At 65.3% G+C, this 22,142-nt stretch carries 19 protein-coding genes; 12 read left to right on the plus strand and 7 right to left on the minus strand.

The window, feature by feature from the left end:
- Nucleotides 1-105: 105 nt before the first annotated feature.
- From LJ656_RS11985 to mnmC, 4 genes are all read right to left on the minus strand, one after another.
- Nucleotides 106-744, minus strand: coding sequence for a MarR family winged helix-turn-helix transcriptional regulator (locus LJ656_RS11985; protein ID WP_230509631.1), 639 nt, complete (start codon nucleotides 742-744; stop codon nucleotides 106-108).
- A gap of 598 nt (nucleotides 745-1,342) precedes the next feature.
- A complete protein-coding gene (locus LJ656_RS11990) occupies nucleotides 1,343-2,458 on the minus strand; it encodes a YbdK family carboxylate-amine ligase (RefSeq protein WP_230509632.1) in 1,116 nt (371 codons plus the stop codon).
- A gap of 79 nt (nucleotides 2,459-2,537) precedes the next feature.
- A complete protein-coding gene (locus LJ656_RS11995) occupies nucleotides 2,538-3,743 on the minus strand; it encodes a cation:proton antiporter (protein WP_230509633.1) in 1,206 nt (401 codons plus the stop codon).
- A 913-nt stretch (nucleotides 3,744-4,656) separates the two neighbouring features.
- Entirely contained in the window at nucleotides 4,657-6,624 is a 1,968-nt protein-coding gene (gene mnmC, locus LJ656_RS12000; protein ID WP_230509634.1) for a bifunctional tRNA (5-methylaminomethyl-2-thiouridine)(34)-methyltransferase MnmC2/FAD-dependent 5-carboxymethylaminomethyl-2-thiouridine(34) oxidoreductase MnmC1, read from the minus strand.
- 433 nt (nucleotides 6,625-7,057) lie between these two features.
- Here mnmC and LJ656_RS12005 point away from each other — a divergent pair, with 433 nt between their 5' ends.
- Nucleotides 7,058-7,336: an HU family DNA-binding protein gene (locus LJ656_RS12005; protein ID WP_075303500.1), complete on the plus strand. Its 279-nt coding sequence runs from the start codon at nucleotides 7,058-7,060 to the stop codon at nucleotides 7,334-7,336.
- Between the two features lie 220 nt (nucleotides 7,337-7,556).
- Here the strand turns inward: LJ656_RS12005 and LJ656_RS12010 are convergent, their stop codons facing one another.
- Both LJ656_RS12010 and LJ656_RS12015 read right to left on the minus strand, forming a co-directional pair.
- The gene (locus LJ656_RS12010) at nucleotides 7,557-8,900 is read right to left on the minus strand and encodes a GTP-binding protein (RefSeq protein WP_230509635.1); all 1,344 of its coding nucleotides are present in this window, start codon (nucleotides 8,898-8,900) and stop codon (nucleotides 7,557-7,559) included.
- Nucleotides 8,901-9,334: 434 nt separating this feature from the next.
- Nucleotides 9,335-9,772 carry a lytic transglycosylase domain-containing protein gene (locus tag LJ656_RS12015; protein ID WP_230509636.1) on the minus strand — a complete coding sequence of 146 codons (438 nt, stop codon included), beginning with the start codon at nucleotides 9,770-9,772 and terminating at the stop codon, nucleotides 9,335-9,337.
- A gap of 482 nt (nucleotides 9,773-10,254) precedes the next feature.
- Here LJ656_RS12015 and gspD point away from each other — a divergent pair, with 482 nt between their 5' ends.
- Genes gspD through gspF form a run of 3 tightly spaced genes read left to right on the plus strand, consistent with a single transcriptional unit; the run spans nucleotide 10,255 to nucleotide 15,309 of the window.
- Nucleotides 10,255-12,564 (plus strand): type II secretion system secretin GspD, encoded by a 2,310-nt coding sequence (gene gspD / locus LJ656_RS12020; RefSeq protein WP_230509637.1) that lies wholly within the window; start codon nucleotides 10,255-10,257, stop codon nucleotides 12,562-12,564.
- Nucleotides 12,561-14,087, plus strand: a complete 1,527-nt coding sequence (gspE, locus tag LJ656_RS12025) for a type II secretion system ATPase GspE (RefSeq protein ID WP_329958870.1) — start codon at nucleotides 12,561-12,563, stop codon at nucleotides 14,085-14,087. The genes gspD and gspE overlap by 4 nt, the downstream gene beginning before the upstream one ends.
- Nucleotides 14,088-14,091: 4 nt before the next feature.
- A complete protein-coding gene (gspF, locus tag LJ656_RS12030; protein ID WP_230509638.1) occupies nucleotides 14,092-15,309 on the plus strand; it encodes a type II secretion system inner membrane protein GspF in 1,218 nt (405 codons plus the stop codon).
- A 71-nt stretch (nucleotides 15,310-15,380) separates the two neighbouring features.
- Here gspF and LJ656_RS12035 read toward each other — a convergent pair whose 3' ends face one another.
- The gene (locus LJ656_RS12035; RefSeq protein WP_230509639.1) at nucleotides 15,381-15,794 is read right to left on the minus strand and encodes a type II secretion system protein N; all 414 of its coding nucleotides are present in this window, start codon (nucleotides 15,792-15,794) and stop codon (nucleotides 15,381-15,383) included.
- Between the two features lie 136 nt (nucleotides 15,795-15,930).
- Here LJ656_RS12035 and gspG point away from each other — a divergent pair, with 136 nt between their 5' ends.
- The 8 genes from gspG (at nucleotide 15,931) to LJ656_RS12075 (ending at nucleotide 22,122) form a co-directional block, all read left to right on the plus strand.
- A complete protein-coding gene (gspG, locus tag LJ656_RS12040) occupies nucleotides 15,931-16,395 on the plus strand; it encodes a type II secretion system major pseudopilin GspG (RefSeq protein ID WP_230509640.1) in 465 nt (154 codons plus the stop codon).
- A gap of 178 nt (nucleotides 16,396-16,573) precedes the next feature.
- Nucleotides 16,574-17,107: a GspH/FimT family pseudopilin gene (locus LJ656_RS12045; RefSeq protein ID WP_230509641.1), complete on the plus strand. Its 534-nt coding sequence runs from the start codon at nucleotides 16,574-16,576 to the stop codon at nucleotides 17,105-17,107.
- A gap of 49 nt (nucleotides 17,108-17,156) precedes the next feature.
- Entirely contained in the window at nucleotides 17,157-17,549 is a 393-nt protein-coding gene (gene gspI / locus LJ656_RS12050; protein WP_230509642.1) for a type II secretion system minor pseudopilin GspI, read from the plus strand.
- Nucleotides 17,527-18,201: a PulJ/GspJ family protein gene (locus tag LJ656_RS12055; RefSeq protein WP_230509643.1), complete on the plus strand. Its 675-nt coding sequence runs from the start codon at nucleotides 17,527-17,529 to the stop codon at nucleotides 18,199-18,201. The genes gspI and LJ656_RS12055 overlap by 23 nt, the downstream gene beginning before the upstream one ends.
- Before the next feature lie 2 nt (nucleotides 18,202-18,203).
- Nucleotides 18,204-19,328: a type II secretion system minor pseudopilin GspK gene (gene gspK / locus LJ656_RS12060; RefSeq protein WP_230509644.1), complete on the plus strand. Its 1,125-nt coding sequence runs from the start codon at nucleotides 18,204-18,206 to the stop codon at nucleotides 19,326-19,328.
- A gap of 28 nt (nucleotides 19,329-19,356) precedes the next feature.
- A complete protein-coding gene (gene gspL / locus LJ656_RS12065; protein ID WP_230509645.1) occupies nucleotides 19,357-20,814 on the plus strand; it encodes a type II secretion system protein GspL in 1,458 nt (485 codons plus the stop codon).
- Nucleotides 20,811-21,314 (plus strand): type II secretion system protein M, encoded by a 504-nt coding sequence (locus LJ656_RS12070; RefSeq protein ID WP_230509646.1) that lies wholly within the window; start codon nucleotides 20,811-20,813, stop codon nucleotides 21,312-21,314. The genes gspL and LJ656_RS12070 overlap by 4 nt, the downstream gene beginning before the upstream one ends.
- A 28-nt stretch (nucleotides 21,315-21,342) precedes the next feature.
- The gene (locus tag LJ656_RS12075; protein ID WP_230509647.1) at nucleotides 21,343-22,122 is read left to right on the plus strand and encodes a type II secretion system protein N; all 780 of its coding nucleotides are present in this window, start codon (nucleotides 21,343-21,345) and stop codon (nucleotides 22,120-22,122) included.
- Nucleotides 22,123-22,142: the final 20 nt, after the last annotated feature.

Here is a 22,142-nt window from a genome sequence, read left to right on the forward strand (position 1 = left end):
CCCGTGAGCGGGTCCATTACACAACACAAGCCGGCAGGCAGGCGGCGCTGCCGCCCGCCGTTGCCGGCGAGGTCATGTTAGCGGATGACACCAGAAACCGCCGCCTTACGCAGCGAAGATCTTCCAGGTCTTCTTCTGGGTCAGAACGTCCGCCGTTTCGTGCACGGAGCAGTCCAGACGCAGATCGGTATCGGACATGTTCAGGTCGAGCAGCGCGCAGTGATGCGGCGTCTTCTTCGGATTCTTGCTCGGCTGGAAATGCGTGCAGCTCAGGCACATGCGATGCGTGGGGATCGTTTCCTGCGCTTCGAGCTGATAGATGGTCTTGAGCAGCGTGCGGTAGAGCATTGCCTGCTCGTCTTCGCGCAGCGTGCCGACCGCCTTGCTCAGGAAGTCGGGCCATTGCGACGCGCGCTTTGCGGCGGTGCGGCCACGCGAGGTCAGGCGAACGGCGAGAGCACGGCCGTCGTCGAGCGCGCGGCGCTTTTCGACCAGCCCCTTGGTTTCGAGCGTGCTGACTGCGTCGCTGGTGGTAGCAGCGGTCAGTGCCGTTTCACGCGCGATTTCGCCGAGGCGCATCGGCCCTTTGCGCTGCATCAACAGCACGAGGATTTCGCCCTGGGTCGGCGTGAGGCCAGCGCCTTCGGCCCATTCCCAAGCCTGGCTTCGCATCGCCGTGCTCAATCGCAAGAGGCTGTGGGTCACTCGCCCGGTTGCCTGTTCTCCGTATACGCCTTCGCTCATAATCTTCGATTCGTTTATTTACCGCTTTCGTGCACTTCCGGCGACCTGCGTGCCGGGCGTGTCCGCTGCGTGTGTGGGGTAATTCCGTCCAACCCGCGGACGAAATGGTTTCTACTACTCAGAAAATTGACCGCCTACGAAGCCACGCAGGCGGCGAAAACGACATTCTATGCGAGACCGGCAAATCGTACAGCTAACTTATCCAACGACCATTGTGGATAACCAGGGGAAAACGTTTGGACAGCCTGTGTAGCGTTTTGAGACAAACACTTGCGGCAGCTCGAACGTATCTTCGGCCCTGCTTGCCCAAGCTCGCCCGGTGCCTGCTTTTCAAGCCTACTTATCATTTCGCCAGCGCGTTGACTTTGCAAGAAATTATTCAGTTGTCCACAGACATCCGGGACGCCCGCTAGCGGCTTCTACGTTTGTATACGTAAACTTTTACGAAACCTGAAGGGCCGCGCGGGCAAAAATTTTTTGAAAATTTTTTACGAAAAAAAACCCGCACGGGGCGGGTTTCGTTGAAAGCGTCACGTTGTGACGCATGTAGCAGGTGTCACGCGATGCCGCGCGACCAGGCGCGCCGCTAAGCGCACCACTACGCGCGCCACAGCAGGCACTGCTGCCGCACCGCTTCGTGCAAGGACTTTTCCTGCGCGAACAGACTACGCAGCCACGTCGCATCATTGACCTGACCACGGGCAATTGCGCCGATTTCCGCGAGCGCATTGGTCGAGCCGAGCGCTTGCGCATGCGGCTCGATCCGCTCGAGTGTTTCGAGGATGTCTTCGGAGATCGTCTTGCGTTCGCCCGTCTGCGGATTGATGCAGGTGCCGCCCAGTCCGAACCGGCACGCTTCGAAACGGTTGAACGTGTAGACGAGATAGTCGTCTTCCTGCGGCGCGATCGGTTTATCGAGCAGCAGATGGCGCGCGAGCGTCTGGATGTAGCAGGCGATCGCCGCGGCGCGATCGACCGAAAACGGCGTATCCATCACGCGCACTTCGATCGTGCCGAAGCCCGGCTTCGGCCGGATATCCCAGTAGAAGTCCTTCATGCTGTTGACCACGCCGGTGTGGACCATTTTCGAGAAATACTCCTCGAAGCTGTCCCACGTCAGCACGAACGGCGCGCGGCCCGACAGCGGAAACGCGAACACGGAATTCAGGCGTGCCGAATGAAATCCGGTATCGACGCCCTGCACGAACGGCGAGGACGCCGACAGCGCGATGAAATGCGGAATGAAGCGCGACATCGAATGCAGCAGATACAGCGCGCTATTCGCATCCGGGCAGCCGATATGCACGTGCTGGCCGAACACCGTGAACTGCTTGGCGAGATAACCGTACAGCTCGGAAAGATACTGAAAACGCGGGGTATCGACGATCTGCCGTTCGCTCCATTGCTGGAACGCATGCGTGCCGCCGCCGCACAGGCCGACGTTCAGATGATCGGCGGCCGACACCAGCGTGTCGCGGATCTTGCGCAGATCGGCGACCGCCTGTTCGTGCGACGTGCAGATGCCGGTCGAGAGCTCGATCATGCTTTCGGTGATTTCCGGCGTGATGTTGCCGGGGATCGATTCGTCCTTGATGAGACGCAGCAGATCCGTGCCGGCTTTGGTCAGATCATAGTCATGCGTATTGACGATCTGCATCTCCAGTTCGATCCCGAACGTAAACGGTTTCGAATCGATGAAGGCTTCGAGTGACATGGCGTCCCCTGAGTCAGGTCGTTTTTAAGCGAGAGTGTTGAAACGGCTTCTTCAAGTGCGGGTTCGAGCGGCGCGCGGCTTACTCCTCGCGCCGCTCCGCGACCAGCGCAAGGCTGCGATAGACGAGCCACGGCCCGAGAATCTGCAGGACGAAGATCGAGCACATGACGATCGCGCGCAGTTGCGGATCGAAGTTCGGGTACAGGTTGTAGGTGTCGTCGACGAGCAGATAGGCGAGCGCCGACATCGGCGACAGCGACAGCCCGAGCGCCATCCCCTGCTTCCAGTTCAGCCCGCTCGGTTTGGCAAATGCAAGCACGCCGACCAGCTTCGCGACCAGCCGCGTGACGATCAGCCCGAGCGCGGCGACGCCGCCCAGCGCGATGTGTTTCCATTCGAACGAGGTCAGCGTCAACACGAACAGGATGACCGTCAGCAGCCAGCCGGCGGTGCCGAAATGCTGCGGCCACAACTGCGGACGCGCTTCGTGATTTTTCACGATGATGCCGGCCGCGAGCAGCGCGAGAATCGTCGACAGCTTGAACAGATGCGCGATCGCGATCGCGAGCAGCACCATCCCGAACAGCGCGACGAACGAATGCTCGTCCTGCATGCTCAGCCGGCGATAGAAAAACGTGCAGGTGCGCGCGAGCACATAGGCGAGCACGAGCGAGCCGACCAGCAGATACAGCGGTTGCAGGATGGTCGCGAACACGTTGCCGTAGGCCTCCTGATGCAACCAGCTCGACACCAGCTTTTCGATCACCACCGCATACATGCTGTTCAGCGCGGTGAGCGTGAGCAGCCGCTGGGTCACCTGGCCTTCCGCGCGCAGTTCGGTTTTCAGCTGGATCACCATCGCCGGCGAGGTCGCCATCGCGATCGCCGAGAGCACGGTCGCCACCATCAGCGGCACGTTCAGGAACAGCAGCACCGGCAACACCAGTACGAACGTGAGCGTCGCTTCGGCCACGCTCGACAGGATCAGCCACGGATTACGACGAATCCAGCGCAGATCGAGCCGGCTGCCGAGTTCGAACAGCAGTAAACCGAGCGCGACGTCGAGCAGCGGACGCGCGGCATTCGCGGCATCCGCGTCGATCACGCCGAAACCGGCCGCGCCGGCAATCAGACCGATCACCGCATAACCGGAAATGCGCGGTAAACGCCATGCGCGATAACAGAGTTCGCCGCACAAACCGGCGGCAAGCAACGCGAGCCCGGCCCAGAAAATAGCATCGGGAGAAAGCGGCCACGCTGGCAGAAACGAAAACGCCGAATTCATCGTAATGGGTTCTCCTTGGCAGCAACGGCAGACGACACGAACCGGCGCACACGCACACCGGTAAACGAGCGAGCGGTTAACACCGTCGCTGTCGCAAGCGCTTCGCGAAGTCAGCGTTGCGTTTTATCAATGATCGGATGATCGGGAATGCGCCGCGGCCGCAAAGAACCGCCATGAATCCAGCGCTTTCACGGCTGCGGCAGAGGCAACCGGAACGGTGAAAGAACGCCGTCGACCTTGAATCAGATTCTGTTTGACCGGCACCGTTCCGTCGCTGCGCGTGCCGCCCGATGCGGGGGCACGACGCGCAAAAGAACGGCGATTGTGCCACAGCTTGTCCGGTCCCGACGGAAAAGCGGTTAACTCACTGGCAAAACGGTAAAAACGGACGTTAACTTCTTCAGAAGCGGCAAAAGCGACCTTTTGCCCCTTGCTCCCGCGTTAACTGCCGAGCCTACGTAAACGCGGTAAGTGTGATTTCGCTGTGCGTCTTCAAGGTTAACCGGCAATGCTTTGGCGAGGTTTTGACCGAAATCAGCCGCTCGATAGCCGGGGCGTAAGCCCCTGCCGTTGTTGTTTACTGGTTTACCGTATGTATACGTAGTAACAGTTAACAAGCCGGCTCGGTTTATGTGGATAACTCGGGTTTACCGAAACAAATCAGCAATTTGCCGGCCGCATAACCGGATGCACAGCATGTGCGGCGGCAATGGGTATACGCGGGTAACTTTCCAAGCTTTTTTGCGATGGCCAAGTTACCCCGTTTACGTCCACAACGGTTCCACACGACTTGCGCCGGTTAACCGCGCGGTTATCCACAAGTTGCGGTGGATAACGGCAGCAGCAGGTTTACGCGTGGTTTACGTGGCGGCGACGTAAACCAGGTAAACCGAACTCGTGCCGAAGCGCCCGGTTAACCGAGCGTCCCTTGCCGCAACTCGCGTAGCAGAAAACGTGCAACGTCGATGTCTTCGGCGAGATCGCGCTCGAGCGGCCACGGCTCGCCTTCGATCTGCGACGCGATCAGCTCCGCGCCGAGCGCGGCCCATACGAGGCCGCGCGACCCGTACGCGAACGCGCCGTACAGTCCGTCGATGCGCGGCAGATCGAGCGGCCATGCGCCGCGCAGACGCGCCGCGTCGCGGGCGGCCGCGGTTTCGTCGGCGAGCTGGCCGATCATCGGCATGCGGTCGCTCGTCACACAGCGAAACGCGACGCGGCCGGCCAGCGTCGCGACAGGAAGGTCAGTCAGTGCGTCGCGGAACGCCGGCAACATCTGCGCGACGCGTTCGATGTTTTCGCGATGACCGTCCGCGCGCAACGACGTGTCGGGGTCGTCGAGTTCGTAGGTGGCGCCCGTCAGCGTGACGCCGTTAGCGAGCGGCACCGCATAACCTTCACCGATTACCGGCAGGCCGAGCGGCGCGACCGTGCCGGCCGGCAGCAGGCTCAGCTGGCCGCGAATGCTGCGCGTCGGCGCATGCCGCAAGCCGGCCATGCGCGCGGCCTCATGCGCGCCCGCGACGATCACCACCGGCGCCCGTGCGACCACTTCACCAGCGGTATCGAACACGTTCCACTCGTCGCCGTCGCGTTCGAGGCGCGCGACCTCGACGTTAAAGCGCCGTTCGAGCCGGTCGCCGGCCGCGGCGAGCTGCGCCGCGCACAGCGATGCCGGCGCGATCCAGCCGCCGCGTTCGAACCACCAGCCGCCACGCGCGAGCGGCGTGCCGGCGAGTCGCGCCGCGTCGGCAGCCGTGACCGGCGTCACATACTCCCGTGGATAGCGGAAGCCGGCGATCGCGGCGCTCATCGCATGCGCTTCGTCGTCGTCCGCGGCGATCTGCAGCAGGCCGCCGTTGCCGCGCACCAGCCGGTGCCCTGCCCGCTCCAGCGCGTTCCAGCGATTGAGCGCATACAGAAAGCCCGCCCGCGTGACGCGCGACGCGACGCTGTCGTCGCGTGAAATCATCGGGTGGAAGACGCCGGCCGGATTGCCCGACGCATCCTGCGCAACGTCCGCATGCCGTTCGAGCGACGTCAGGTGCCAGCCGCGCGCCGCGAGTCGTTCGATCACCGCGCAGCCGGCGAGCCCGGTGCCGATCACGACCGCGTGCCTTTCGTGATGCGCGAACGGCGCCGGCGGTTCATAGCGGCGCACCCGCCAGCGCGGCGCGAAATGGCCGACCAGCATCGCCCGTTTCCAGCCGAACCCGTCGACCTTCCGATACTCGAAGCCGCATTGCGTCAACGCGCGTTTGACCTCGCCCGCGCTGCTGTAGGTGGCGAAGGTCGCGTCGTCGCCCGCGCAGCGCGCGAGCGACTTGAAGATCGCCGGACTCCATAGCTCGGGGTTTTTCGCCGGCGCGAAGCCATCCAGATAAAACGCGTCGGCGCGTAGCCGCAGCGCGGGCAGGCTTTCAGCGGCATCCGCGAAGATCAGCGTCAGTACGACGCGGCCGTCGTCGAATTCGAGACGATGACTGCCCGGCACGAGCATCGGCCACGCGTTCGCGAGCGTGTCGGCAAGCTCGGCGATCAGCGGCTCGCTTGCCAGCATCGCGTACACGCGACGCAGATCGGCCGCGCTGAACGGATGCTTTTCCGTCGATACGAAATGCAGCCGCTCACATCGCGCCGGGTCGGCGCGCCACGCGGCCCACGTGACCAGAAAGTTGATGCCCATCCCGAAGCCGGTTTCGAGCACGGCGAAGCAGCGACGGTTTTGCCATCGGGCCGGCAGTGAATTACCGCCCAGAAAAACGTATTGAGCCTGTTCGAGCGCGCCGACGGCGCTGTGATAGATGTCGTCGTAGAGCGGCGAGAACGGGCTGCCGTTGGCGCGAAAAGCGAGGACGGCGGGGATCAGCGGTTCGGTCATGCGCGGCGAAAAAGGACGCTGGAAAGAGCGGGTTCGGATCGCGGCGCCGCTGCGCTGGAATTGCGAGATGCCGGAACGGACCCGCGAGGATGCTCGTAAAGCGTTTGCTGCGTTGGCGAAAACCAACGCCAGGCCCCGTCTGGACTGGGTTTGAGCCCTCGTTTGGGGGTGAAAAGCGGGGAAATTCTGATTTCCTTGCGATAACGGCCGGAGAACCTCGCAATTCTTCGAAACCCTTATCCTGATTGGGTTTGCGCTGCGCTATCATAGCAAGCGCCGCGAAGGGAGCGGCAGCACGGCTGGCGGACGGTTTACTCGCCGTCACAGCAGATCTTCTCGATCGGGGCCGCAGCTGCTCGACGGCGCGGTGCGCGCACGTATAATCGGCGCGTTCGCGCTGTTCGTGTCAACCTAAACACAAAGAGGAACCTTAATGAACAAACAGGAACTGATCGACGCTGTCGCAGGACAGACGGGCGCCAGCAAGGCTCAAACCGGTGAAACGCTGGACACGTTGCTTGAAGTGATCAAGAAGGCTGTGTCGAAGGGTGAAGCGGTCCAGTTGATCGGCTTCGGTAGTTTTGGTTCGGGCAAGCGCGCAGCGCGTACGGGTCGCAATCCGAAGACCGGCGAAACTATCAAGATCCCGGCTGCAAAGACTGTCAAGTTCACGGCAGGCAAGGCATTCAAGGATTCGGTCAACAAGCGCTAAGCAGCACGCTGCCAGGCAGTTGACACTCGAGAAACCCGCCGGATGGCGGGTTTTTTTTCGCCCGGTTTTCGCCCACTTTTCGTCCGCTTTGCGGGCGTGCGCGGCGCGATGCGGGTTTGGGCGATGGCTGAAGACGCGCGCGTAACGCGCCAAAAAAAGGCCGCAACACGCGGTTGCGGCCTGCTGTGATCACGTGCGGCCGGCGCCGCGTCCGGTTCGGTCAGTCGTGACGGTGATCGTGGCCGCAGTGCTCGCAGTCGTCGCCGTGTGCGTGGTCGTGATGATGGTGATGACCGTGAGGGTCGTCATGCTCATGGTCGTGATCGTCGAAGTCCCACGCGGGGAACGGGTCGTCGAAGTTCTGCCATCCCTGTGGGCCGAGCGCGTATTCGGCGTCGCTGAGCAGGCACGCGTCGAATTTCGCGCGCCACTGCGCCGGATCGATATCGATGCCGATCAGCACCAGTTCCTGACGGCGATCGCCGATGCTCATATCGTCCGCATCGCCGTACCAGTCGGCAGCGATTTCGGCGCTCAGTTCGTCGTCGCCTTCCGGCCATTCGCTGCGCGCCTGCGCGGCCCACCACATGCCCGCCGGCGCGGGCCGGCAGGCGCCGCCCGCTTGCGACAGCGAACCGCCGATGTCGTTGCGGGTCGCCAGCCAGAAAAAGCCCTTGCTGCGCAGCACGCCCTTCCACTCCTGATGCAGCAGTTCCCACAGCCGTTGCGGATGAAACGGACGGCGCGCGCGGTAGACGAAATAGCCGATTCCGTATTCGTCGGCGTCGCTGTAATGGTGGTGGCCTTGCTCGCTATCTATTTCTTCCTGCTCGTGTTCAAGCGCCGCGAGCCAGCCCGGCGCGCCCGCCGTCGTATCGAAATCGAAGCGGCCGGTATTGAGCAACTGGTCGGGCGCAGCGTCGCCGAAGCGGCTCACCAGTTGCTGTGCGCGCGGATTGACGCGCGCGAGGATCCGCTGGAGTCGCGCGAGGTCGTCCGCATCGACGAGGTCGGCCTTGTTCACGACCAGCACGTCACAGCATTCGATCTGCTCGATCAGCAGCTCGGCGAGCGTGCGGTCGTCGTCTTCATCGGTCGCGAGGCCGCGTTCGGCGAGCGCATCGGCCGAGCCGTAGTCGCGCAGGAAGCTCGATGCGTCGACCACGGTGACCAGCGTATCGAGTCGCGCGAAACCGGCTAGCGGTGCGTTGTCGTTCTCATTGTCGAACGCGAGCGATTCGGCGAGCGACAGCGGTTCGGCGACGCCGCTCGCTTCGACCACCAGCGCATCGAAGCGTCCCGCTTGCGCGAGGCGGCGAATGTCGCCGGGCAGGTCGTCGCTCGACGCGCAGTAAAGGCAGCCGTTCGACAGTTCGATTGCCTGCGCGTCGGCGGCCGACGGGCCGGTCGCGAGCGTCGGCTCGACGCTGACCGCGGCCAGATCGTCGACGATCACCGCGACGCGCAGGCCGGCGCGATTCGCGAGGATGTGGTTCACGAGCGTGGTCTTGCCGGCGCCCAGAAAACCGGAGAGCACGGTGACGGGCAATAGCGGCTGGTTCATCGCGGTACGTAAACGGGAAGATTGGAGGACGGGCCGGGCGCGGGACCCGCTGGATCGCGCCGCTGGCGCGGTGCCCGGCGGCAACATGAAGCCGCATTGTGCATCAAAACCGGCGCGGGCCGCGTGAACGCGCTATCCAAAGAGCGGAGTCGGGATAGCGAGCGCAATACGCGGTAGCGGCAGCGATAAACGCGGGCCGCGCGAGCGCACTATGCAGAAAGCGGGGCTGGAATAGCGGGAGTAACGCGCGGCGGCTAAAGCCATGGCAACGGCGCGAACACTGCGCGGGAAAAACACGCAAACACAGAAGCGAGAGCGGAAAAAGCAGGCGAAATTACAGGAAGTGCGTGTCGGCCGAACAATCACAGGACAGTGGAAGAAAGCGCCCGATAGCGCAGCAAAGCATCAACGGCCGCAGCTACCCCGCCCCACCATCACTGCATCAACTTCCAACTGCGCAGAATCCCGGCGATTTGCTGCGCATACTTATCACGCAACGCCGGCGTCTCCGAGTGATACGCGCCGACCGCCTGCCACGTATTGCCGTACTTATTCATCTGCCGGCGCAGATGCCACGCGGCGATATACACGTTCTTGCACGGCTCCATCAGCGTGCCTTGCGAGATTCCATACTGGGCGAGCACCGGCAGATGCACGGAGTTGATCTGCATCACCCCGTAGTCGATCGAGCCGTTGGCGTTCTTGTGCTGCGCGTCCGGCCGGTTGTGCGACTCCTGCCACGCAATCGCGCGCAGGATCAGCGGGTTCACCTTCTGGTATTTAGCCGCTTCGTCGAAGCAGTCGGCGTGCGCGGTCCCGGCTGCGACGAGCAGCGCGAGGGTGGCGGCGACGGTGACTAACGGACACTTCATCGGTCAAGAGGACTAAGTAAAATCGCGCGGTAAGAATCGGTAAGGTCCGCGGCTGGCCGGCTCCCGGCCGCGAGGGTCATGCTGGCCGGGGCTTTCGCTCAGCATCGGGGAAAACCCGTGTCAGCAATCGCATAACAGCAAGGCGAACGGCTCGTATGATACCGGCAGCCCGGGCACCGTCAAGTTGGCTAACCGACATAAGCCGGTACAAATCCGGATGTTCGCCGTTCCCCCGATATGCCGATTTCCTTTCAATCGACTAACGACAGCACGAACTTTTTACGGAATCGGATCTGGGGCGAGTTTTTTGTTTCAATTCCGACATGAAAAGCTGGTACTGTTCGTTTTTTTCGAACGGCGGGCAGTCGCCTTGACCGGCCCGCAAAGCGTTCGGGCGGTGGCTTGGGGCCGGATCCGCATCGCATGACCGCCAGTGGCGACAGCCGTTGGTATCGATATCACATTCCATGAGAAGAAATTGTATGGCTTTGCGTCGAGTCGCAACGGCGCTGCTGGTGGCTGGCTTGATCACCGCGCAGACAGCACAGGCAGAGGTGACACTGAATTTCGTCAATGCCGACATCGATCAGGTCGCCAAAGCGATCGGCGCCGCGACAGGCAAGACGATCATCGTCGATCCGCGGGTCAAGGGACAGCTGAACCTCGTTTCCGAAAACGCGGTGCCTGAAGACCAGGCGCTCAAGACATTGCAATCCGCGCTGCGCATGCAGGGCTTCTCGCTGGTCCAGGATCACGGCGTATTGAAAGTGGTGCCCGAAGCCGACGCGAAGCTGCAAGGCGTGCCGACCTACGTCGGCAATGCGCCGACCGCGCGCGGCGACCAGGTCGTTACGCAGGTCTTCACGCTGCGCAACGAATCGGCCAACAACCTGCTGCCGGTGCTGCGCCCGCTGATCTCACCGAATAACACGGTCGCGGCCTACCCCGCCAACAATACGATCGTCGTCACCGATTACGCGGACAACGTGCGCCGCATCGCGCAGATCATCGCGGGTGTCGATAGCGCGGCGGGCCAGGCGGTCGCGGTCGTGCCGTTGCGGAACGCCAATGCGATCGACATCGCGCAGCAACTGAACAAGATGCTCGACCCGGGCTCGATCGGCAGCACCGATGCAACGCTGAAGGTATCGATCACGTCGGACTCGCGCACCAATTCGCTGCTGATCCGCGCGTCGAACGCCGCGCGTCTGGCCGCCGCGAAGGAACTCGCGAAGCAGCTCGACACGCCGACCACGATGCCCGGCAACATTCACGTGGTGCCGCTGCGTAACGCCGATGCCACCAAGCTCGCGCGCACGCTGCGCGCAATGCTCGGCAAGGGCGGCGGCGGTGAAGGCGGTTCGTCGGCAGGCTCGAACGAGGCCAATTCGTTCAATCAGAATAGCGGCGGCGGCGGTGGCGGCGGCAGCAACACCTCGACCGGCATTTCGGGCACCGCGCCGTTGCCGTCGGGCGGCCTTGGCAGCGGCAGTTCGATGAATTCGCCGATGGGCGGCGGCTCCGGCTCGGGCAAGGATTCCGGCGGGTTCCTCGGCGGCGACAAGGACAAGGGCGGCGAAGACCAGGGCGGCGGCATGATCACCGCCGACTCCGCGACCAACTCGCTGATCGTCACCGCGCCCGAACCGGTGTACCGCAATCTGCGCGCGGTGATCGACCAGCTCGACGCGCGGCGCGCGCAGGTCTATATCGAGGCGCTGATCGTCGAGTTGAACTCGAACACCAGCGGCAACCTGGGCATCCAGTGGCAGGTCGCGAACAGCTCGATTTTCGCGGGTACCAATCTGCAGACGGGTTCGAGCAACAGCATCGTCAACATTACGGCGGCTGCCGCGGCGGCGGCCGCCGGCGGCGCGACCGGCGGCGCCGCGCTCGCGTCGGGCCTGGGCAGCTTGCAGCAAGGCTTGAACGTCGGCTGGATCCGCAACATTTTCGGCGTCCAGGGCCTCGGCGCGCTGCTGCAGGCGCTGTCGCAGACCGCCGACGCGAACGTGCTGTCCACCCCGAACCTGATCACGCTCGACAACGAGGAAGCGAAGATCATCGTCGGTACCAACGTGCCGATCCAGACCGGTTCCTATTCGAACCTGACCAGCAGCACGACCAGCACCGCGTTCAATACGTATGACCGCGTCGATATCGGTCTGACGCTGCACGTGAAACCGCAGATCACCGACGGCGGCATCCTGAAGATGCAGCTGTACACCGAAGACTCCGCGATCGTGAACGGCACCAACAACGCGTCGACGAACCCGGCGGGCCCGGAATTCACCAAGCGTTCGATCCAGTCGACCGTGCTGTGCGATAACGGCGAGATCATCGTGCTCGGCGGTTTGATGCAGGACAATTACCAGGTCAGCAACAGCAAGGTGCCGCTGCTCGGCGACATTCCGTGGCTCGGCCAGCTGTTCCGCTCGGAGCAGAAGACCCGCGACAAGACCAACCTGATGGTGTTCCTGCGGCCGGTGATCCTCACCGATCGCGACACTACGCAAGCGGTGACCGCGAATCGCTACGACTACATCCAGGGCGTGCAGGGCGCGTTCCGTTCGGATAACCGCGTGATGTTCGATCACGACGATCCGGTGATGCCGCCCAAGCCGATCGGCCCGAGCCAGGGTGGCGTGCCCGCGATGAACCTGTTCAATCTCGATCAGATGCGCCGCCAGCAGGCAACCCCATATCAGGCGCCGCAACAAACCACGCAGCCGGCGGTCGACCCCGCCACTGGCGCGGCGCCGAACACCGTGGCGCCGGGAGCGCGTCCGTGACGCAGACCCCCGCGCAAACCGCGCCCTCGTCACGCCCGTCCAACGACGAGGCCGCTGCCGCCGGCGAGCGCGCGGCGCCCTCGCCGCTCGCGGCCCGGATGGTGCCGTACGGCTTTGCGCGCAGCGGCCAGATCCTGGTCGCGCATCAGCATGCCGACAGCCTCGAAGTGTGGATCAGCGAGCGCACCAGCGAAGCCGCGCTCGCCGAAGTCGCGCGCAATTACGGCGCGGTGTCGGTGGTGCGGGTGCCGGCCGACGAACTCGCGCAGGCGATCAACCAGGCCTACGCACGCCAGGACGGCAGCGCCGCGCAGGTGGTCGGCGAAGTGGAAGGCGAAGTCGATCTGTCGCGCTTGATGCAGGACATCCCCGAGGTCGAGGACCTGCTCGAATCGGAAGACGATGCGCCGATCATCCGGATGATCAACGCACTGCTCACGCAAGCGGCGCGCGAACAGGCGTCGGATATTCACATCGAGCCGTTCGAAAATGCGTCGGTGGTGCGCTTTCGTGTCGACGGTACGCTGCGCGACGTGGTGCGGCCGAAAAAGGCGCTGCACGGCGCGCTGATTTCGCGGATCAAGATCATGGCGCAGCTCGACATCGCCGAGAAGCGTCTGCCGCAGGACGGCCGGATTACGCTGCGAGTCGGCGGCCGCCCGGTCGACGTACGGGTCTCGACACTGCCGACCGGTCACGGCGAGCGCGCGGTGCTGCGTCTGCTGGAAAAGGACGCGTCGCGCCTGAACCTCGAAGCGCTCGGCATGGCGTCGGACACGCTCGGCCAGTTCGACAAGCTGATCGGCAAGCCGCACGGCATCGTGCTGGTGACCGGGCCGACCGGCTCCGGTAAAACCACCACGCTGTACGCGTCGATGTCGCGGCTCGAAACCGAGACCACCAACATCATGACGGTGGAAGATCCGATCGAATACGACCTCGCCGGCATCGGCCAGACCCAGGTCAACGAACGGATCGGCATGAGCTTCGCGCGCGCGTTGCGCTCGATTCTGCGTCAGGACCCGGACGTCATCATGATCGGTGAAATCCGCGACCTCGAAACCGCGCAGATCGCGGTGCAGGCGTCGCTGACCGGCCACCTCGTGCTCGCGACGCTGCACACCAACGATGCGGCATCCGCCGTCACGCGTTTGACCGACATGGGCGTCGAGCCGTATCTGCTCGCGTCGTCGCTGCTCGGCGTGCTCGCGCAGCGGCTGGTGCGGCGGCTGTGTCCGGTGTGCCGCGAAGAGCGCACCGAGGAAGACGGCAGCCGCCGCTGGCATCCGGTCGGCTGCGAGCGCTGCGGCCAGTCCGGTTACGCGGGCCGGCGCGGTGTCTATGAACTGCTGCTGATCGACGAAACGATCCGCTCGCTGATTCACCGCAACGCGGCCGACGCGGAAATTCTCGCCGCCGGCCGCGCGCAGGGAATGCGCACGCTGCGCGAGGATTCGGACCGCTGGCTGGCCTCGGGCCTGACCTCGCTCGAAGAAGTGATTCGCGTGACGGGCGGAGTGTAAGCGCATGCCGGCATTTCGTTTTGAAGCGATCGACGCGGCGGGCAAGGCACAAAAAGGCGTGCTCGACGCGGACAGCGCGCGCAGCGCGCGCACCAATCTGCGCTCGCAGGGCCTGACGCCGCTAGTCGTCGAACCGGCCGCGTCGCGCACACGCGGCGAGCGCAATCAGCGGCTCGCGTTCGGGCGCCGGCTGTCGCAGCGCGAGCAGGCAATCCTGACCCGCCAGCTCGCGAGTCTGCTGATCGCCGGCCTGCCGCTCGACGAAGCGCTCGCGGTGCTCACCGAGCAGTCGGAGCGCGACTACATTCGCGAGCTGATGGCGTCGATCCGCGCGGAAGTGCTCGGCGGTCATTCGCTCGCCAACGCGCTGCAACAGCATCCGAAAGACTTCCCCGAGATTTATCGCGCGCTGGTCGCGGCCGGCGAACACACCGGCAAGCTCGGTCTGGTGCTCTCGCGCCTTGCCGACTACATCGAGCAGCGCAACGCGTTGAAGCAGAAGATCGTGCTGGCGTTCACGTACCCGGCGATCGTCACGCTGATCGCGTTCGGCATCGTCACGTTCCTGCTCAGCTACGTGGTGCCGCAGGTCGTCAACGTGTTCGCGAGCACCAAGCAGCAACTGCCGATCCTGACCGTGCTGATGATGGCGCTGTCCGGCTTCGTGCGGCATTGGTGGTGGGCGATGCTGATCGGCGTGTTCGTGCTGACCTACCTCGTGCGCGCGACGCTGAAGCAGCCGGGCCCACGCCTCGCGTTCGACCGCTGGCTGCTGACCGCGCCGCTGCTCGGCAAGCTGGTGCGCGGCTACAACACGGTGCGCTTCGCGAGCACGCTCGGCATTCTGACCGCGGCCGGCGTGCCGATTCTGCGCGCGCTGCAGGCGGCTGCCGAAACGCTCAGCAACAACGCGATGCGCGAGAACATCGACGATGCGATCGTGCGGGTGCGCGAAGGCACGTCGCTGTCGCGCGCGCTCGGCAACACGAAGACGTTTCCGCCGGTGCTGGTGCACCTGATCCGTTCGGGCGAAGCGACCGGCGACGTGACGACGATGCTCGATCGCGCGGCCGACGGCGAAGCGCGCGAACTGGAGCGGCGCACGATGTTCCTGACGAGCCTGCTCGAGCCGCTGCTGATTCTGGCGATGGGGGGCGTGGTGCTGGTGATCGTGCTGGCGGTGATGCTGCCGATCATCGAGTTGAACAACCTCGTGCAGTAACCGCAAGCACGACGAAGTAAAGGCGGGAAACGAAAACGGCGCGGCGTGAACGGTGTCAGCCGCGCAATCGTTTAGCGCACGTAGATGGTGGGGCCGCCGGTGTTGGCCGGCAGGAAGATTTCGGAATGCGCGCCGTTGCGGTCGATGATGATCGAGCGGGCGCGGACTTCGGAGAGCTTCGTGCCTTGCATCAGCGTGCTGCCGAGCGACACCGCGTGCGGCGGCTCGCCCCCGACGCTGACGATCGCGGCGGCGCCGCGCGTCAACGAGAGGATGCCGAACAGATGGATGTCCTGATTCACGTTGCGGGTGAGCTGTCCGCCGAACAGCGTCGCGGCCTGGTCGGTCGAGACCTGCTGATGCGCGGCGGCGGCCGGCAACGGAGCGCCGGACATCGTAGTGAGCGTGATGACCCAGTAGGTCAGCGTCGCGCAGAAAACGGCGAACAGCGCGAGCGACAGGAGACGGATTTGGATGGCGTTCATGCGCACATTGTACGGACTATTGTGAAAATTTCGCTGAGTTGAAACCCTTCAACTCCATGACATTAAAATGACCCGCCCGGCGTGCTCAACGAGCGCCACGAGTCGAATCTTTCACCTGAAAAGAGGTAAGCAAGCTATGCAACTGTCGACCATCCGCCGCGCTGATAACGCGGTTTCGCAGCGCCGTCGTCAGCGCGGTTTCACGCTGATCGAAATCATGGTCGTGATCGCGATTCTCGGCATTCTCGCCGCGCTGATCGTGCCGAAGATCATGAGCCGTCCTGACGAAGCGCGGCGCGTCGCCGCGAAGCAGGACATCGGCACCGTGATGCAGGCGCTCAAACTCTACCGTCTCGACAACGGCCGCTATCCGACCCAGGAGCAGGGCCTGCGCTCGCTGATCGAAAAGCCGAGTACCGACCCGGTGCCGAACAACTGGAAGGACGGCGGCTACCTCGAGCGCCTGCCGAACGATCCGTGGGGCAATGCGTACCAGTACCTGAATCCGGGCGTGCACGGCGAGATCGACGTGTTCAGCTACGGCGCCGACGGCAAACCGGGCGGCGAAGGCAACGATGCCGATGTCGGTTCGTGGCAATAACGCGGCTCGAACTTTAGAAGCTTCGAACCCGCAACCCGTTAGAGCCCGATGATGCTCCCGCACACGTTCGCTTCGCTTCGCGCCCTGCCCGCCTCGCTGTTCGGGCCGGCCGCGCGGCAGCGCGCGGCGCGCGTGCTCCGCCGATGCGTTGCAGTCTGATTTCCCGTTGATCGTCCCGATGGCCGGCACTCACCGCATGTCCGCTTGCAAGTCCCGTGTGGACACTCCGTGTACGGCTTTGCGGCCGCGCGCGAGCCGCCGCCGCGCGGCCGGCTTCACGCTGCTCGAAATGATGGTGGTGCTGGTGATCGCGGGTCTGCTGGTGTCGCTGACCGCGGTGACGATGACGCGCAATCCGCGCACCGATCTGAACGAGGAAGCGCAGCGCCTCGCGCTGCTGTTCGAATCCGCCGGCGACGAAGCGCAGGTGCGCGCGCGGCCGATCGCGTGGCAGCCGCTCGACGGCGGCTTCCGCTTCGATGTGCGCACCCAGGACGGCTGGCGGCCGCTGCGCGACGATCTGCTCGGCCCGCGTCAGTGGGAAGGCGGCGTGACCGGCGTCGCGATTAGCTATCCGGGCTCCGATTCGCACGCGGAACGAATCGTGTTCGGCACCGAGGCGATCGACGTGCCGGTCCAGGTCACGCTATTTTCGGCGGCCGGTCAGGCGACGATCGTCAGCACCGGCAACGGCCGTTACGAGGTGCGCTGAGATGCTGACGCGCCGTCGCGGAATCGTCCGCACTCCTGCCCTTTTCAAGATGCGTCGCATGAGCACTCGCGCGCAGCGCGGTTTCACGATGATCGAAGTGCTGGTCGCGCTGGCGATCATCGCGGTCGCGCTGGCCGCGTCGATTCGCGCGGTCGGCAGCCTCGCGAGCGGCGAGGCCGATCTGCACCGGCGCCTGCTGGCCGGCTGGAGCGCGGACAACGCGCTCGCGCAATTGCATCTGACGCATACCTGGCCGAACGTCGGCTCGACGACCTTCGACTGCTCTCAAGGCAACCTGCAATTGCTCTGTACCGAACATGTGACGGCGACGCCGAACCCGGTGTTTCGCCGTGTCGAAGTGATGGTGACGATGCCCGGACGTTCCGGCAATCTCGCCCAGATGGTCACGGTGGTCGCCAATGAAAGCAACCGCTCGCTCTGAGCGCCGCCGGCGCCGCGGCGCGCGCGGCTTCACGCTGATCGAACTGCTGGTCGCGATCGCGATTCTCGCGGTGATCGCGGTGCTGTCGTGGCGCGGGCTCGACCAGATCATCCGCGGCCGCACCGCGATCACCAACGCGATGGAAGACGAGCGCGTGTTCGCGCAGCTATTCGACCAGATGCGGATCGACGCGCGCCAGGCCGCCAGCGACGACGAAGCTGGCGGCGCCGCGGTGTCGGTGTCGGGCAACACGCTGCAGTTCGTGCGGCACATGGTGCTGCCGGGCAGCGCGCCGCGTTTGCAGGTGGTGCGCTACCTGATTTCGAACGGCCGCGTGGTGCGTTACACGTCGCCGCCGCTCGGCAATGTCGGCGAGTTGCGCCAGGCGCTGCGCGGCAGCGACGAAAACTGGAACGCGGTGCCGCTGATGGGCGGCGTCGGCGCGATTTCCGCGCGCATGTATGTGCCGAAACTGGGCTGGACCACGCAGATGAGCGACGTGCAGACCGCGCTGACCGAGAACCTGAACAACCTGAAGGTGCCGCAGCTCGGCAATGCACCGCTGCCGCGTTCGGTGACGGGGCTCGAGGTCAGCATCGGCGCGACCTCGCTCGCGCGGCCGATCCGGCGTGTTTTTCTGATCGGAGAATGAAGATGACGTTCTCCTCGCGGTCGAAACGGCGCAACGCGCTGAACGCGCGAGCCGGCAGCCCGGCGCCGGCGCGCGAACGCGGCGCGGCGATCATCAGCGCGCTGCTGGTGGTCGCGCTGTCGGCGATCCTCGTGGCCGGGATGCTGTGGCGCCAGCAGGTGCAGGTGCGCCGGATCGAAAACCAGCGGCTGCTGTCGCAGGCGCAATGGGTCGCGCGCGGCGCGCTCGACTGGACCCGGCTGATCCTGCGCTCCGAAGGCGACACCGCGGCCGGCATCACCTATCTGGGCGGGCTGTGGGGCGTGCCGATCGCGCGCACGCGGCTCTCCGACTTCCTCGGCCAGATCGGCGAGGTGCGCGCCGAGCAAGGCGCGGAAACCTATCTGTCCGGGTCGATCGAAGACGAGCAGGCCAAGTTCAACCTGCGCAATCTGGTGGCGAGCCCCGCGCCCGGCGTGATGCAGATGAGCGCCGAGCAGGTCGCCGCGTACCAGCGCCTGCTGCTGTCGCTGGGCCTGAGCGGCCAGCTCGCGAAGGCGACCGCGCTGCAGATGCGCGCCGGCCTGTCGCAATCGGCGACGCGCTTCCAGACCGGCGCGCCGGGCGGCGCCAGCGCGCCGACCGCGATCGGCGGCGGCACCTCGAGCGGCGCGTTGTCGAGCCGGCCCGGCATCGAAGACGACGACGAAGATCCGGCGGTCGCGCCGCTCCTGATGACCAGCGTCGATGCGCTACTCGACATTCCCGGCTACACGCCGGAGACCGTCGCGCGGCTGCGCCCGTTCGTCACCGTGCTGCCGACCACCACCGCGATCAACATGAACACCGCGCCGGCCGAAGTGATCGCGGCGGTCGTGACGGGCATGAGCCTGTCGCAGGCGCAGACGCTGGTCGCGCGCCGGCAGACGGTCTTTTTCCGCAACGCCAGCGACGTGCAGCTCGCGCTGACGGCCTCCGGCGTGCAGTCGGCATCGATCGATCCGAACCAGTTCGACGTCAATTCGAACTACTTCCTGGTCCACGGCCGCGTGCAGCACGAGCGAGCCGAAGTGGACCGCACCACGCTCGTGTATCGCGATCCATTGACTCACACAACGCGTATCGTGCGGGTAAAAGACCAACTATGAACAACGCAATCCACAGAGAGAGTGGCCTTTGAGCACGCTGATCGTTCTACTGCCGCCGCGTGATCCGGCGGTGCCCTCGCAGGAATGGCAATTGCCCGAACTGCCGTTCGTGCTGCTCGACAAGACCGGGCGCACGCAGCGCACCGGCCGCTCGGCGCTCGCGCTGCTGCCGCGCGCGAACACGGCGGTGCTGATGGTGGCCGCGCGCGACCTGCTGCTGATGCCGGCCACGCTGCCGCCGCTGCGCGGGCCGAAGCTGCGTCAGGCGCTGCCGAATATCGTCGAGGATCAGCTGATCCAGGATCCGCAGACGTGCCATATCGCGGTCGATCCGCAAGCGCTCGGCGACGGCCGGCAACTGCTCGCGATCATCGATCGCGGCTGGTTCCGCTTCATTTGCGACGCGTTCACGGCGGCCGGTCATCGCAGCCTGCGCGCGGTGCCCGTCACGCGCTGCCTGCCGCAGGCGCCGCTGGCCGACACGGTCGCGAGCGTGAGCGAGGCCGCTGAAGCGCATGCGAACGCGCACGCCGATGCGCACGCCAACGCCCGCGAGCCGGTGCTGGCCGCCGCGGCGAGTGCCGCGACCGCGCTGCCGGGCGTGGCGCCGGTGGTCGCGCCGGATGTGCCGCCGGGGGTGCCACCGCTGGTGCCGATGGTCGCCGCGGTGCTCGGCGCGGTCGTGCCAACCGCGCCCGCGCTGCTGCTGGAAGGGGCGGTCGAAAGCGGCGTGCCGCGGGTCGAACTGGCGATTGCGCGCGGCGCGCAGGGCGAAGGCCTGGCGGCGCCGGCCAACGCGGTGAACGCGACGCTCGGCGCGCTCGCGGGCGCGGCGCCGGTGTCGCTGTACATGCTGACCGAGCTGCCCGGCAACGAGCCGGGCGGCGCCGCGACCAGCCCGGCGCGGCTCGCCGCGCACATTCACGGCGCGAGCCCGCTGCCGTTCGAGCAGCTCGCGCGGCGCGCGCTCGAATGCCGCTTCGACCTGTGCCAGTTCGAATTCGCGTCGCAGCCGTGGCGGCTCGATCGCGCGACGCTGCGCCGTCTGCGTCTGCCGATCCTGCTCGGGCTCGGCGCGCTGATTGTCGCGATCGTCGGCGCGAACGTGCAGTGGCTGATGCTGTCGCGCCAGCGCGACGCGATCAACGCGCAGATGACCGAGCTGTTGCTGACCACGTTCCCGAAGACCACCGTCGTGCTCGACGCGCCCGATCAGATGTCGCGCCAGTTGCAGCAGCTGCGGGTCGCGGCCGGCGAGCTGTCGCCGGAAGATTTCCTCGCGCTCTCCGACGGGCTCGCGCGCTCGCTGTCGCCCCTGCCGGTCAACGGGATCGCCGCGCTCGACTATCACGAACATCGCCTCGACGTGACCTTCAAGCCGGCCGTGAAGGTCGACGCGGACTTTCCGAAGCGCCTCGCGCGCAACGGCCTGAGCGGCGCGATCGACAGCAGCACCGGCAAGTGGACCATCAGGAACGGACAATGAAAGCAGAACTCCTTCAGACCTGGGCTGGCTTCTGGGACCAGCGCACCGATCGCGAAAAGGCGCTGCTGACGTGGGGCGGCGGCGTGCTCGCCGTGGTGATCGCGTGGTCGGTGCTGTGGGCGCCGGCGCAGGAAGGCCGCTCGCATCTGCGCGAGTCGTTGCCGAGCCTGCAACGCCAGCTCGCGCAGATGACCGCGCAGGCCAACGAGGCGCGTTCGCTGTCGGCGGCGGCGCAAGGTGTCGCGCCGACCGGCGCGGCGCTCAAGGACGCGCTGTCCGGCTCGCTCGGCGAGCATGGGCTGGCCGCGACCCAGGTGCAGTTCGTCGGCAACGCGGTGCAGGTGCAGATGAAAAACGTGTCGTTCCCGGCGTGGACCGCGTGGGTCGACGACGTGCGCCGGCAATTCAAGGTGCAGGTGTCGGAGGCGCACATCACCGCGCTGAAAGACGACGGCCAGGTCGATCTGACGGTCGCGCTGCAGCCGTCGACCGCCAGATAAGCACCCGCCGCTCGCTACAGGAACTCGCATGAATTACTGGATGTGGCGCCTGCGCAAGGCGCTGCCGTGGCTGGTGGTCGCGCTGCTCTCGGTCGCGGCGGTGACGCTCGCGCTGGCGCCGGCGGCCTGGGTGACCTCGCAGTTCGCGCGGCAGACGCACGGGCACGTGAATCTCGTCGATGCCGACGGCTCGCTGTGGCACGGCTCGGCGACCTTGATGCTGGCGGCCGGCTCCGATCTGAGCACCGCGACGCTGCTGCCCGGCCGGATCGAATGGCACACCGCGTTCTGGCCGCTGTTTACCGGCCGCGTGCGGATGACGATGCGCCACAGCGAGGCGATGCCCGAGCCGATCACCGTCGATGCGAGTCCGCGCAGCGCGACCGTGACGCCGGGCGCGCTGGCGGTGCCGGCCTCGCTGCTGGTCGGGCTCGGCGCGCCGTTCAACACGCTCGATCTGCAGGGCCACGTGCAGCTGTCGTGGTCGGACTGGCGCAGCTTCAACGGTCAGGCGTTCGGCCAGCTGACCATGACGCTCGACGACGTCAGCTCGCGCGTGTCGATGGTCAAGCCGCTCGGCTCGTACCGGGTGGTGTTTCAGGCCGAGGGGGCGTCGTCGACGCTCAATCTCAGTACGCTGAAGGGACCGTTGATGCTGAACGGCAACGGCACGGTATCGGCCGCGTCGACGTCGTTTCACGGCACCGCGAGCGCCGCGCCGGAGCAGCGCGATAACCTCGCCGGCTTGCTGAATCTGCTCGGCCGGCCGAGCGGGCCGGATACGGTGGCGCTGACGTTCGTGCACTGAACGCAGGCGCGACGGTCCGC

The sequence above is a fragment of the Paraburkholderia sejongensis genome, from assembly GCF_020880815.1.
In the GTDB taxonomy this organism is placed as follows: Bacteria; Pseudomonadota; Gammaproteobacteria; order Burkholderiales; family Burkholderiaceae; genus Paraburkholderia; species Paraburkholderia sejongensis.

Bases quoted from the DNA above. Each gene is read 5' to 3' on its own strand.
- gspI (WP_230509642.1), top strand. From the start codon at position 17,157: ATGCGTCGCATGAGCACTCGCGCGCAGCGCGGTTTCACGATGATCGAA.
- LJ656_RS11995 (WP_230509633.1), bottom strand. From the start codon at position 3,743: ATGAATTCGGCGTTTTCGTTTCTGCCAGCGTGGCCGCTTTCTCCCGAT.
- LJ656_RS12075 (WP_230509647.1), top strand. From the start codon at position 21,343: ATGAATTACTGGATGTGGCGCCTGCGCAAGGCGCTGCCGTGGCTGGTG.
- LJ656_RS12015 (WP_230509636.1), bottom strand. From the start codon at position 9,772: ATGAAGTGTCCGTTAGTCACCGTCGCCGCCACCCTCGCGCTGCTCGTC.
- LJ656_RS12070 (WP_230509646.1), top strand. From the start codon at position 20,811: ATGAAAGCAGAACTCCTTCAGACCTGGGCTGGCTTCTGGGACCAGCGC.
- LJ656_RS12035 (WP_230509639.1), bottom strand. From the start codon at position 15,794: ATGAACGCCATCCAAATCCGTCTCCTGTCGCTCGCGCTGTTCGCCGTT.
- mnmC (WP_230509634.1), bottom strand. From the start codon at position 6,624: ATGACCGAACCGCTGATCCCCGCCGTCCTCGCTTTTCGCGCCAACGGC.
- LJ656_RS11990 (WP_230509632.1), bottom strand. From the start codon at position 2,458: ATGTCACTCGAAGCCTTCATCGATTCGAAACCGTTTACGTTCGGGATC.
- LJ656_RS12045 (WP_230509641.1), top strand. From the start codon at position 16,574: ATGGCCGGCACTCACCGCATGTCCGCTTGCAAGTCCCGTGTGGACACT.
- LJ656_RS12055 (WP_230509643.1), top strand. From the start codon at position 17,527: ATGAAAGCAACCGCTCGCTCTGAGCGCCGCCGGCGCCGCGGCGCGCGC.
- gspK (WP_230509644.1), top strand. From the start codon at position 18,204: ATGACGTTCTCCTCGCGGTCGAAACGGCGCAACGCGCTGAACGCGCGA.
- LJ656_RS12010 (WP_230509635.1), bottom strand. From the start codon at position 8,900: ATGAACCAGCCGCTATTGCCCGTCACCGTGCTCTCCGGTTTTCTGGGC.
- LJ656_RS12005 (WP_075303500.1), top strand. From the start codon at position 7,058: ATGAACAAACAGGAACTGATCGACGCTGTCGCAGGACAGACGGGCGCC.
- gspF (WP_230509638.1), top strand. From the start codon at position 14,092: ATGCCGGCATTTCGTTTTGAAGCGATCGACGCGGCGGGCAAGGCACAA.
- gspD (WP_230509637.1), top strand. From the start codon at position 10,255: ATGGCTTTGCGTCGAGTCGCAACGGCGCTGCTGGTGGCTGGCTTGATC.
- gspG (WP_230509640.1), top strand. From the start codon at position 15,931: ATGCAACTGTCGACCATCCGCCGCGCTGATAACGCGGTTTCGCAGCGC.
- LJ656_RS11985 (WP_230509631.1), bottom strand. From the start codon at position 744: ATGAGCGAAGGCGTATACGGAGAACAGGCAACCGGGCGAGTGACCCAC.